Annotated in this window: 10 protein-coding genes and 1 pseudogene; 8 read left to right on the top strand and 3 right to left on the bottom strand. The window is 39.8% G+C overall.

The window, feature by feature from the left end; genetic code table 11:
- A pseudogene (locus EAE92_RS09295) lies at positions 1-127 on the top strand (IS256 family transposase); the annotation flags it as partial.
- 4 nt (positions 128-131) lie between these two features.
- On the opposite strand, the gene EAE92_RS09290 reads toward EAE92_RS09295, so the two are convergent.
- Positions 132-989, bottom strand: a complete 858-nt coding sequence (locus EAE92_RS09290; RefSeq protein ID WP_246545105.1) for an alpha/beta hydrolase — start codon at positions 987-989, stop codon at positions 132-134.
- A 166-nt stretch (positions 990-1,155) separates the two neighbouring features.
- On the opposite strand from EAE92_RS09290, the gene EAE92_RS09285 reads away from it, so the two are divergent.
- From EAE92_RS09285 to EAE92_RS09255, 7 genes are all read left to right on the top strand, one after another.
- Positions 1,156-1,401, top strand: a complete 246-nt coding sequence (locus EAE92_RS09285; protein WP_036806127.1) for a type II toxin-antitoxin system Phd/YefM family antitoxin — start codon at positions 1,156-1,158, stop codon at positions 1,399-1,401.
- A gap of 228 nt (positions 1,402-1,629) precedes the next feature.
- Entirely contained in the window at positions 1,630-2,550 is a 921-nt protein-coding gene (locus tag EAE92_RS09280) for a glycoside hydrolase family 18 protein (protein ID WP_214067876.1), read from the top strand.
- Positions 2,551-2,775: 225 nt separating this feature from the next.
- Entirely contained in the window at positions 2,776-6,222 is a 3,447-nt protein-coding gene (locus EAE92_RS09275) for a molybdopterin-dependent oxidoreductase (protein WP_214067875.1), read from the top strand.
- 656 nt (positions 6,223-6,878) lie between these two features.
- Positions 6,879-8,210 carry an omega-aminotransferase AptA gene (gene aptA / locus EAE92_RS09270; RefSeq protein ID WP_214067874.1) on the top strand — a complete coding sequence of 444 codons (1,332 nt, stop codon included), beginning with the start codon at positions 6,879-6,881 and terminating at the stop codon, positions 8,208-8,210.
- 188 nt (positions 8,211-8,398) lie between these two features.
- Positions 8,399-8,851, top strand: coding sequence for a cytidine deaminase (locus tag EAE92_RS09265; RefSeq protein ID WP_214067873.1), 453 nt, complete (start codon positions 8,399-8,401; stop codon positions 8,849-8,851).
- A 121-nt stretch (positions 8,852-8,972) separates the two neighbouring features.
- The gene (locus EAE92_RS09260) at positions 8,973-10,166 is read left to right on the top strand and encodes a DmpA family aminopeptidase (RefSeq protein WP_214067872.1); all 1,194 of its coding nucleotides are present in this window, start codon (positions 8,973-8,975) and stop codon (positions 10,164-10,166) included.
- Positions 10,167-10,364: 198 nt separating this feature from the next.
- Positions 10,365-11,123 (top strand): DUF4184 family protein, encoded by a 759-nt coding sequence (locus tag EAE92_RS09255; RefSeq protein WP_214067871.1) that lies wholly within the window; start codon positions 10,365-10,367, stop codon positions 11,121-11,123.
- 100 nt (positions 11,124-11,223) lie between these two features.
- On the opposite strand, the gene EAE92_RS09250 is transcribed toward EAE92_RS09255, so the two are convergent.
- The gene (locus EAE92_RS09250) at positions 11,224-11,505 is read right to left on the bottom strand and encodes a hypothetical protein (RefSeq protein ID WP_214067870.1); all 282 of its coding nucleotides are present in this window, start codon (positions 11,503-11,505) and stop codon (positions 11,224-11,226) included.
- An 842-nt stretch (positions 11,506-12,347) separates the two neighbouring features.
- Positions 12,348-12,890 carry an MltR family transcriptional regulator gene (locus tag EAE92_RS09245; RefSeq protein ID WP_214067869.1) on the bottom strand — a complete coding sequence of 181 codons (543 nt, stop codon included), beginning with the start codon at positions 12,888-12,890 and terminating at the stop codon, positions 12,348-12,350.
- Positions 12,891-12,974: the final 84 nt, after the last annotated feature.

Raw genomic sequence — 12,974 nt, 5'->3', positions numbered from 1 at the left:
ACTGCTTTATCTGGGGCTTCTCAATGCACAGGAAAAATGGACAATGCCAATACAGAGCTGGAATCTAACGCTGTCGCAACTCTATATTTACTTTGAAGGACGTTTGGATAATGTGATAACGTTGTAATCGCTCAATTAGCGTGACACAGAATTCTGAACGCCCTCAATATTTCAACAGATGGCGTCACCGCAGTCATATGTATTGCACCATGTACCATTCCCTCAATAGTTTCAAGCTGCACAGACACACCTGCATCTCTTAACTGCTGTGCATAAGATTCTCCTTCACTTCTTAACGGATCGTATTCGCAAAGCAAAATAGTTGCATCTGGCAGCCCTTCAAAATGCGTTAAATTAGAGGGCGAGATAAGTGGATTTGTTCTGTTGTTGTACTCATTGATGTATGACTGCCAAAAGAATGTCATCTTCTGTTTTGTCAATACATAACCTTCACCATATTTATCGTATGAATCCGTTTCCATTGATGCATCTAATGCTGGATAAAATAGTAGTTGATGACAAATAGCAGGCCCTTTTTGGTTTCGCGACATCAAACAAGCTGCAACGGCGAGATTACCACCTGCGCTATCACCACCGACCGCAATTTGTTGTGTATTGATGCCAAATTCTTCTGCATGATCAGTGATATAGCATAGAGTTGTATAGAAATCCGTTAGTGGTACCGGAAAAGGATTTTCGGGGGCAAGCCGATAGTCTACCGAGAAGATAACACAACCTGTTGATTCAGCCAGCTTACGGCAAGGGCGATCCCAAGCATCAAGACTTCCTACGCACCACCCACCGCCATGAGCATAAACCAGCGCGGATTTATCACTCATCTTTTCTTTTCCACTGGGTACATACATGCGAACAGGAATGGGGAAACCATCCTCTGCGGGGACAGTAAAGCTACTATTATATGTCGCATCGTTCCATTCACCCTGCTGTTGGATAAGAGCATGTTCGAGAACGATTCGAAGTTGTTCCAAGGAGGAATTTTCTCCTATTGCAATCTCAGGTGTAGAAGCAAGCCATTTTTCAACATTTTTATCAAGCGGCATAATAATGATTCCTCTGTAAAAAGGTGATTGCCAGTGGCAAAATTATTCGGGGCATTATTCAGTAACAAAATAGCAACTCTTTTGGAGTGTTTCTGTGACTAACATAATTCTGTCGGATATTAGCGCAAGCGTTAGTGAACTTAAAAAAAACCCTATGGCGACCGTTAACGCCGGGGCTGGATACCCTGTAGCAATCCTGAATCGTAACCAACCCGTGTTTTATTGTATTCCTGCGGAACTCTACGAACAGATACTTGATGCTTTGGACGATCAAGAGCTTATTCGACTGGTAAATGAGCGTAGAGAACAGGCATTAGTTGATGTAGATCTAGATAATTAACCTATTTTAAATGTCCTATGACACCTGAACTACCTCAATCTAGGGAGCATCGTCTCCCCGTTACTGGTTTGATAACAACAGATAAACCTTAACTAAAGAAAGATAATATGCCCGTTTCGCAGGCAATTGGCAGACTGACGAAATCATGATGAGAAAGGAGATTTCGAAATGCTCCAAAGATGCCTGCGAATTTTATGGTGTACTCATTCTAAGATAAGAGGTTTATTCATGATGTTAAAAAATATCAATCTGTTGAAGGTTGCACTTATCGTTGCCTTTGCAACAAATCAATCTCTTGCAGCAAATAATATTACATTTCTGAGCAATCCTTCACCGCAACATGTCAAGGATATCGGTAATTTTGTTGTGAAACGAACTGAAAAACCATTTTTTTCCGATGTTATATTATTCGCAGCCAACATTAATAGCAGCATCTCTAATATCCCTGTATTGTTTTACAACGATGAAATAAGTTCGATACTCAAGGAAAATATTTCCCTGGTGCGGAATTTGCAAAAAAAGGGCATTAGAGTTCAATTATCCTATCTGGGCAATCATCAAAATGCAGGTTGGTCATGTAATATGAGTAAAGCAACGGCAACGAAACTTGCCGATGAAATGGTAAATGATGTCGTTAAATACGGGCTGGATGGAATCAACATCGATGATGAATATTCAACATGCTCCGGTAATCGTCAATCCTTCTATTGGGTAGCGGATGCGATCAAAAGCCATCCAAAATTTGCCAACAAGGTACTGACCAAGGCCCTGTGGTCAGATTATATCTATTTCAAGGGACCGACCAACATAGCAAACTTACTGGATGCAGGTTACGAGATGACTTACACCAACGCCAGTGTCAATAAGCTGGCTCCGTACGTTAACTTCGGGATGAAAAAGGAAAATTTGTTATTGGGTGTCTCCCCCGAAAAAAATTCGGTATCCACAGTGCAGAATATTACCCGCTCGGTCATCAATAATGGGTATAGTGGGATGATGGTTTGGTCACCTAATACAATATTTACAATTGACCAAGCATCTCAATATTACACCCAAATCATCAAGGCAGAAGAGGGGATAAATGAAGAAGTTGTTTATGTCCCGGATACAGCAAAGACAATGCAAGTAAGCAACATTAATATGCATTAGTTCAATATGTGAAGCCACGTATAGAAAATTCAAAAACTTTCTATACGTGAAATTGTTCATTTAATTTGCTATTACAATGAAATTTACGAGAAAAATATAGAAATAATGAGTCATTACGTTGTTAATCCTTCGATTAATTAAGAGGGAACCAGTAATACGTACTGGTATCAATCATCCGAAAAAACCACAAAGTAAACATTGTGTGAAGCTATATGAGGTTATCTTATGAAAAGTGAGTTTAAAGAAGGATTTTGTACTCTCTGTAGATCAAGATGTGGCACTATCAACGAAGTTCGTAACGATACACTGATAAAAATTCAGCAGAACCCAAAACACCCGACCGGCAACGCCATGTGCATGAAGGGTAAAGCGGCCCCAGAACTGGCTCACAGCCCTAACCGGATTCTTTATCCTCTTCGTAGGACAAATCCCAAAGGGGACGCAGATCCAGGCTGGGAAAAAATCACCTGGGATGAAGCTTTGAAGTATGTTGCTGAGAAACTGGCTTTCTATAAGGCAGAATCTGGTGCGGAATCGGTTGCTTTCTCAATCACTTCACCAAGTGGAACACCTCTTAGTGACAGCCTTGAATGGATAGATCGCTTCGTTCGAAATTTCGGCAGCCCTAACGTCTGCAATGGTACAGAGGTGTGTAACTGGCATAAAGACGAGGCACATAAGTTTACCTTTGGGTGCAATATTCCTGTGGCTGATTACAGAAATGCCGAGTTGATTATTTTATGGGGGCATAATCCAACAAATACATGGCTTGCGCAAGCGGAAGCTATTGGGGCGGGAAGAAATGCAGGCGCCAAACTTATCGTTGTGGACCCCAGATATACGGCTCTTGCTAAAGAATCTGATAACTGGCTCAACATCAATCCTGGGACGGATGCCGCATTAGCCCTCGGGCTAATAAATATCATCATAAACCGAAGAGGATATGATCAGGCGTTTGTCGCATGGTGGACGAACGCCTCATTGTTAGTACGAAATGATAATGGTCTTTTCTTAAGAGAAAAAGATATAAACATTTCAGCCAGGAAAAACAGATATGTTGTCTGGAATAACATAACTCAGTCTCCGCTAATGTATGATATTCACGAAAATGTGCCATGTGATGAAAATGATAATTATGCTTTATTCGGCGAATTTTCAATTAATTCAGCGGAAGATGTAAATAAAAAAATACAATGTAAATCTGCATTCCAACTACTTATAGATGAGTGTCAACAATATACACCTAAATATGTAGAAAGAATCACAGGTATAACCAAAGAAAAACTCCTATATGCCGCAGATTTAATCATGTCTTCCAAACGAATTGCTTATCACTCCTGGACTGGTGTGGCTCAACATACCAATGCAACCCAGACTGAACGAGCAATTGCCGTACTGTACGCATTAATGGGGTGTTTTGACACGCAGGGAAGCAACAGAGTGTACAATAAACACCCGGTTAATCCTGTGAATGCCCGCGGGCTTATGCCGAAGGAACAGCAAGAAAAAGCCCTTGGCTTTAAGGAAAAACCGTTGGGGCCGCCACTAGATGGTTGGGTAACATCACAAGATCTGTATCAAGCAATCTTGCACAAGCGGCCTTACCCGATTAGAGCTATGATGGCATTTGGTACCAATATGTTGTCATCTCATGCTGACACCAAGATTGGGATCGAGGCGCTAAAACAGCTTGAGTTTCATGTTCATTGTGATCTCTTTGAAACGCCCACCGCACATTATGCTGACATCGTACTCCCCGTGAATACGCCTTGGGAAAGAGAAGGGCTACGTGTAGGATTTGAGATTTCAGCCGAGGCAGAGGAGCTAGTTCAGTTAAGACAAAGAATGATTTCACCTCGGGGAGAAAGCCGGTCAGATAATGAAATTGTCTTCGATTTGGCCTGTCGCTTAGGCATGAATGAGATATTTTTTAATGGCAGCGTTGAAGCGGGATGGAATTATATTCTTGAGCCTATTGGCTTGACCGTAGAGGCGTTAAGAAAAAAGCCGGCAGGAATTTCAATTCCATTAATTCAGCATGATCGAAAATACGCAAGCATCGATCCTGTAAAGAACACAGTTAAAGGTTTTGATACCGAAACAGGAATGGTTGAAATCTATTCTGAGAAATTGTTGCGACATGGTTATCCACCACTACCGATATACACTGAACCCAAAGAGAATTTAAACGCTGAGTCACATTTCCCTTATCGACTGACCTCGGTAAAAAATGGCTTCTATTGTCATAGCCAACAGAGAAGTTTAGCCAGTCTACGTAAAAAATCACCTTACCCGAAACTTGAGATAAACAGTCGATTAGCCGAAGAGAAAGGTATTAAAAATGAAGATTGGGTAGAGGTCATCACCCGCAACGGCAAGGCGCGTTTTAAAGCATCGTTAGATGATCATATTTCTTACGATACGATAATTGCCGAGTTTGGTTGGTGGCAAGCGTGTCCCGATTATGGGAAAGAGGGTTTTCCCGTCATAGGAAAAAACAGCAGTAACTATAATGCGCTCATTTCTGACGACTCTTGCGATCCTGTCAGCGGCGCTTCTCCGCTCCGTTCATTCCGCTGTGATATTAAACTCGCAGAAGATTTCAACCCGGAGAGAAGAGCGTGGCAGGATCGTAAAACGTTTCGTGTTGTAGAAACAAAACCCGAAGTTAAAGGTGTTAAAACGGTTATTCTTGAGTCAAAAGATGGAAGCATGTTGCCTGATTATGAACCCGGTCAGCACATCACCGTACAAGCTGCTATACCTGGTCAGAATGACCCTGTTATCAGGGCCTATTCCTTGACAGGAACGGCAACACTGGAGGGTAGAAAAACTTACAGTATCTCCGTACGGCATCAGAAAGGCATAACTTCTGACGGGGAAACTTTTGAAGGAGTCATGTCTTCATACATTAATAGGGCGTTGGTCGCAGGAGCCGAGGTGAATCTAACGCCTCCGGGAGGAAACTTTATTATTCCGCTTAATGCTAAGCAACCTGTTGTTATGTTGGCAGGAGGAATTGGTATTACGCCATTTATAAGTTATCTTGAATCTCTTCCAGCTAACGGTGAAAAACCTGAATTCTTATTGCTGTATGCTAATCAAAACAGCAATACACATGCCTTTTCTAAAAGGCTAAAAGAGCTTGAGTCAAAAATTAAACAGTTGAAGGTAATCAACTATTACAGTAATCCGCTGCCAGTGGATGTTGAGGGTATTAATTACCAACATCATGGATATATTACTGCGGATGCCGTTCCTGCAACACTGATTAAACAGCAAGCTCGTTTTTATATGTGTGGTCCGGCTCCTATGATGAAAACTTTCGAAGAAGGTTTACTCACTCGAGGCGTTCCGCCTTTTGATATCTATAAAGAAATATTCCGATCGCTAACTCCGGTAAAAATTAAAGATGGGAAGAGTTTTGCAGTTAAATTCGAAAAATCTGGCGTACTTCTTGAATGGTCTCCTGACAAAGGGACACTCCTTAATTTTAGCGAAAAAATGGGTATAAAGATGGCAAGTGGATGCCGGGTTGGACAGTGTGAAAGTTGTGCTGTGAAATTAAAAAGCGGAGAAGTGCAACACTTGAATGACTTAGAACCTTCAGAGCAAGGGATGTGCCTTACTTGTCAATGTATACCTATCACTGATATTTCCATTGATGCCTAAAAGAATACTAAAGTAACTTGCAGCAGCGTTCAGGGAGAAATGTACGATGGCGACATTTCTCCCTCACTCATTGTCAAGGTCACTGATGCCGTCAAAAGGATAGGGGAGTGAATGACGGAATCTTCCAAAGCGCTAATATAGAGTTTATATCTAGTGAAAATTAAGTCCATAAAATAATCCGCATATATTTAATTGAATTTATTGAAAATAAATTTAATTTTGAATTGAAAGAGATAAGGATTGTTAAATCTGGTATTGAATTCATATATTCCTTAAAGAGAGGGGGCGTTTTAAGAGATAATAAAAACAATGAATATCTGTTGGATATAACCAAGGAAGCCTTGGAATTTGAGAAGAAAGAACATCACATTCAGAGTTATAAGATTACAAATTCACATTCATAGTTATAATATTGTAATTTCAACATCATACAACAAATTCATTCATCTTATTATAACTTCTTATAGGGCGGCATATCCGCCCTATATTTTCTCTATTCTACTTTACAACTGTAAAATAGGTTAAAGATTAAAGATAAAGAACTTAAATATTTAATTACGTCCAACATTATTTGTGATCTAATAATATGCGTCATTATTGGAAAAAATAGGAGATTGAACTAAACTCAAATTTCATTCTTTTGGAAGGAGTTGTCCATGTCTAAAACCCACTATTCTGAATCATTAAACTTAAAATCTCACTGGATGCCATTCAGTGCCAACCGAAATTTCCAACGCGATCCACGCCTTATCGTTGCTGCCGAAGGGCAGTGGCTAAAAGACGATAAAGGACGCCAGATTTATGACAGTCTGTCCGGTCTTTGGACCTGTGGAGCGGGCCACACCCGGACAGAAATTCAAAAAGCTGTCGCAGCCCAATTGAGTACCCTCGATTACTCACCAGGCTTTCAGTTCGGTCATCCCTTATCGTTTCAACTGGCAGAAAAAATTGCCAATTTAACACCCGGTGATCTCAATCACGTCTTTTTCACCAGCTCAGGTTCTGAGACTTTAGACACCTCTGTCAAAATGGCGCAAGCCTACTGGCGTGTGAAAGGGCATCCCACGAAAACCAAACTGATTGGCCGTGCACGTGGTTATCATGGTGTCAATATTGCAGGTACCAGTTTGGGAGGTATTGGCGGCAACCGCAAAATGTTCGGACAGTTGATGGACGTAGATCACTTATCCCATACGCTACAGGCCAATATGGCATTTACGCCAGGTATGGCAGAAACCGGCGGCGTAGAGTTGGCCGATGAGATGCTCAAGTTGATCGAACTGCATGACGCCTCCAATATCGCGGCGGTCATTGTCGAGCCTGTGGCCGGTTCCGCCGGTGCGATTATTCCGCCCAAAGGATATCTACAACGTCTGCGTGAAATTTGTGATCAACATAATATTTTATTGATTTTTGATGAAGTTATTACTGGCTTCGGTCGTATGGGGCGCTGGACCGGTGCTGAATATTTTGGTGTGACGCCAGATATTCTTAACTTTGCCAAACAAATTACCAATGGCGCCATTCCTCTGGGGGGCGTAGTGGCAAGCAGTGAAATTTATGAGGCATTTATGTCTCAACCACTGCCGGAACACCTTGTGGAGTTTAATCATGGTTATACTTATTCGGCACACCCGGTAGCTTGTGCCGCAGGGTTGGCAACCTTGGATCTGCTGGATAAAGACCACCTTATCCAGCGCTCTGCTGAACTTGCCCCTCATTTCGAAATGGCCCTTCACTCTCTCACAAACTGCCCAAATGTGACTGACATCCGCAACTGTGGCTTGGTGGGAGCAATTGAATTGGCTGCCCGTGACGGTGATGCCGCTGTACGTCCTTTTGATGCCAGCATGATACTTTGGAAAGCGGGTTTTTACGTACGCTTTAGCGGTGATACGCTGCAATTCGGGCCTATGTTCAATGCTGAACGAGCTGATTTGGATCGTCTTTTTGACGCTGTTGGAGAAGTATTGCATTACATTAACTAAAGAGAGGGATGAACATAAAGGGTATCAATACGCCATTATAGAAAGTCTGTGTGACAAAACAAAAAAGTGGCTTTATAGCTGATACAGAATTTAACGCTCACTTGATCGGTGAGCGTTATTGATAGTGACAAAGAGAAATAAGAATCTTCAACTTCCAAACAACAATTAGAGATAATGAGAGAATAGTCATGGTCTCAAACAACGAAAACGTCGTTCTTAAAGAGCAAGATGTTTCCCTAATTGAAGCGGCAAAAGCGGCGATCATATCTCGATACAAACCAGATTGGCATGTTGTAGGTGCCGCACTGCGTCTGCGCTCTGGCGAAATTGTAACGGGTGTACATCTTGAGGCAAATGTTGGTCGTATCGCAGTTTGCGCAGAAGCCATTGCGATTGGGCGTGCTGTGACGGAATACGGCTCTGCCGACATCGACACAGTAGTGGCTGTTTATCACTCTCATGACGGAGCGATTAATATCGTGTCCCCATGTGGTATGTGCCGAGAACTGATTTCTGACTATGCGCCACAAGCAATGGTGCTTATCCAAGACGAAAAACTTAATTGCGTGAAGCGCCCAATCATGGACTTACTCCCTGCTAAATATCAGCGGAATATCACAATAAATTATGAATCTGAATAATATAATCACGTAATAGTGCAAAAGAGTATATCGACTGGTCAAAAACGAATCCTTTTCGTATTGGATCTTCGTGTTCTGAATCTTAAACCTTCGAGTTAATTTGGTATAACAAGGAGTAGTTATGAAAATATTAAACATTATAATTTTATCTATATCGACAGTGATAGCTTCTAACGCTTTAGCCAATGAGATTAGAGCAAGGGATTTAGGCATTCCTTTCTCTGGAGTAACCGGGAAATATAATGCGATTACAGATGTTAGTGGTGTAGAAGTTGGCTATTCAACCATAATAAAAGGCGATGGAGAGCTAGAGGTTGGCAAAGGCCCAATAAGAACAGGCGTAACAGCTATATTGCCAAAAGGAAAGAAATTTAGCCCGGTATTTTCTAGTACATTCTCTTTAAATGGAAATGGAGATATGACCGGCAATCAATGGGTCAAAGAAAGTGGTTTCCTGGAAACGCCAATATTAATAACCAATACTCATAGTGTTGGTGTTGTTAGAGATTCAACAATTAGCTGGATGTTTGATAATAATCTAACGTCGCCACTAAAAGATGATCTATTTTGGTTATTACCTGTGGTTGCAGAAACGTGGGATGGAATATTAAATGATATAAACGGTATGCATGTAAAGAAAGAACATGTGTATCATGCGTTGAATAGCGCTAAATCAGGATCGATAGAAGAGGGTAATGTCGGCGGCGGAACGGGAATGAACCTTTTTAAGTTTAAGGGAGGCACAGGAACTTCATCAAGAATTCTAGATAAAAAAGATGGCGGATATACTGTTGGCGTTCTTGTTCAAGGCAACTTTGGCGATAGGGACGATTTGATTATTGCTGGGATTCCAGTTGGTAAAGAAATACAGGATCTCAAGCCGATATATCATGGAAACAAGAAAGAAATAAAGGATGCCGGTTCTATAATCGCAGTGGTGGCCACAGATGCGCCATTAGCTCCTCACCAATTAGATAAAATAGCTAAACGAGTATCTCTTGGACTGGCAAAGGTAGGTGGGGTGGCCAGAAATACCAGCGGTGAGATATTTATTGCATTCTCAACCGCAAATAGTGATGCATTCTCTAGAAAAGATGTAAAAACAATAAAAATATTGTCAAATGACAAATTAGATCCTTTGTATGAAGCCACAATAAATGCGACAGAAGAAGCAATAATTAATGCTATGATCGCCGCCAAAAAAATGGTTGGGAGAAATGGCAATACTTCGTTTTCCATTCCTAAAGATAGAGTTAAAGAGATATTAAAAAAACATAATGTCTTAGCTCAAACTCAATCTGACACTTCAATTTAAAAAAACAAGTTACCGAGTTTGATTAAAGGTTTTAAATCTGAAATCGAAATCGGTAACTACCATCCTTCAACAACATGCTTCAACAATACGATGTAGTATTGGAAATCTCTAAATTCATCTGCGGTAATTGTTCAGAAGAACGGCCAATGGTAAAATTTCCTATCGCAGACTTTAACATTTATTTCAGGATTTTTCGCAATGCCGTGGACATTTTCACATCCAGCAGCCGTTTTTCCTTTGAAAAGTCTTCCGGGGGGAAGGTTATTGAATTTGCCGGCGCTAATTATGGGTAGTTTATCTCCCGATTTCTTCTACTCTGTTGGGTTATATGATATAGCAACCACTGCGCATCATTTAACCGGATGGTTTTATACCGCATTTCCTTTATGTCTATTGATATTTTTAATTGTACGTCTTTTGTCATATCCTTTATCCGTTCTTTTCCCAATACCTTTTACTCGTTATGAAAAACAGGGTTATAAGGACGGAGTTGTTTTTGTACTGTCGTTATTTCTAGGAGCTGTAACCCATATTGTCTGGGATGCATTCACACACGATAAAGGTTTTTTTGTCGAGCTAATTCCTCTATTACAATTCCGCATTTTTCATTCCATTACCAACGGGCAGGGGATAAGTATATATAAAATCCTACAGCATCTTAGTTCATTATTAGGACTATTTTACCTCACCATGAAGTACTGGCGATATCAGAAAAAATTGAACCCTATTATTCAAAGAGCGAACAAAAGAAAACTTTACCATTTAATTGTTATTGGGTTTATCTCAGATTTTTTAACATGCCCTGTAGCATTGTTTTTATCCTGGGAGGTATCAGGGATAAATATAAGCAGGTTTATTTTTAAGGAACTTACTCTGTCTGTATCGGTTTTTTCTATTATTTTGATATTTATTGCGTTATGGATAAGGTATTATTCTGTGAAGATTAAATCTGTTTAATCTTCATCGAAAGAGAAATATTATGTTTATATTATTTTTCATAACAAAAGAAAAAACCCCGTTATTTCTAACGAGGTTTATTTGTATTCTTAAAAAAAATTTAATTTATTCTACCTTCATAGTAAGCTTGGAAAGCATTATATCCAGTATGAAATTCGCAAGGTCCAATACGATGTTTAAAATGCCATGTTATCCATCCATATTTAGTACTCTCCGAAAATGAATTGGCAAAATTATCATAAGGATTAATAACATATCTATAATACTTACCGCCACCAATAGGTTGTGGTTCCGGAGAATTACAAGGTCCTGCCGATGCAGTCCCAACCCCTCCAATTAATGCTGTTGCCAATGCCCCAACTGTTAATAATTTCTTGAACATAAGATTCTCCTTAAATAGTTTCAGAATTTACATATTTAAACGTATTATTTACCAAAATCATATGTGATAATGCGTGATAAATATAAATCACCACATCGATGATGTTACAATTTTAAAATTCAAAAACTGCTCATATTTTTCATCCTAGGTGGAATTAGGTTGGAAACCTAAATTCCATTTACCATAATAGTAACAGAAATCAAAAAGGGCAAATCTAATATATAATGACAATTTATTTTCCTATAGTTTTCCATGAAACTATCTTTAATGTCAGTATATTTAACCCCTCTGGAATTTATGATCTTACTCACATATTTAATCTGGAAAGGTAACAATATAGTGGTACTTTAAATAAGGGAAAGTCGGCGCTGACAATTGAAATGGTTTATATTTTACTCACTCACGCCGAATGGATTTTCTGGTAATAATGTCAACTATCCTGACTCTGGATGTTATTAATGTGATTAACAGCAAACATTTTACTTCATTATTTTTCAGAATAATTATGGTAAAAAATTCTTTTTATAATTATTGCCTTCAAATGCTATATCTATTAACTATAATACTTCCTAATAAGTACTCTCATCGTAATTATGTGACTACCTAATAAAAACATTCATGATTCCAAAAAACATCATTTTTATTTTTCATAATAAATTCACTTTTTATATTTTCATGTAAAAAATGAATTTAATTTAAAGGTTAATCGTCAAACATAACCAAACATGAGCCTCAAAAAATACCAGTGTACTCATCCAGAAAAGTAGGAGAGGAGGGTGACAACATGGAGCATCTATCCTTCTGTAATACTGCGATGCTGTCCACTTTGGCGAGTCCGGCCTTTATATCCCTATTCCAATCTCTCCCGTATCCAAAATTTCGGTAACTAATACCGTCACTGCCAGCACCAAAGAAGAACGCACCATTTGTTTATATCGGTACTTTTGTAAATCAATCAATTGCTGATCAATTACATCCTCTGGCTGGTCAAAGCGCATCATCTCAGGCAAAACCCCCATACAGTGCAACATCCTGACAGGGCGGATGATTTCATCATCCGTAAATTCATAGCGCTGCTGTTCTTGCTGTAACGTTTCATTTAAAGCCAGAAAAAGTTCGATGTCTTCATAGATTTCACGGGAAATAGCGCCAAGCGCATAAACCAATTTAAGTCTGACCGCCAGTTCGCCCAACGGGCCATCTCCCTGGAGGAGCGGTTCAACAGCATATTTCACGGCATAATCATCTTTACGGAAAACTTTTAGCATCAACTGGTCAATAGCTCCCGTTATCAGGTGGATCACTTCCTGAATAAATGGCTTGACCTCAGTTCGCTTGTTGAGCCGTTCGAGGAGTTGGTTTTCTGTTTTTTGTCTATTTTCCATGATGATTTTTCACTTCACAACGAGGTTGTTCCCTGTAGCCATGAAGTGAATTTTAACAGTTTTATTAAATGTAGAAATTGATTA

Source organism: Photorhabdus hainanensis (genome assembly GCF_018448965.1).
Taxonomy (GTDB): domain Bacteria; phylum Pseudomonadota; class Gammaproteobacteria; order Enterobacterales; family Enterobacteriaceae; genus Photorhabdus; species Photorhabdus akhurstii.
This window is presented reverse-complemented; position numbering and strand designations above follow the sequence as displayed.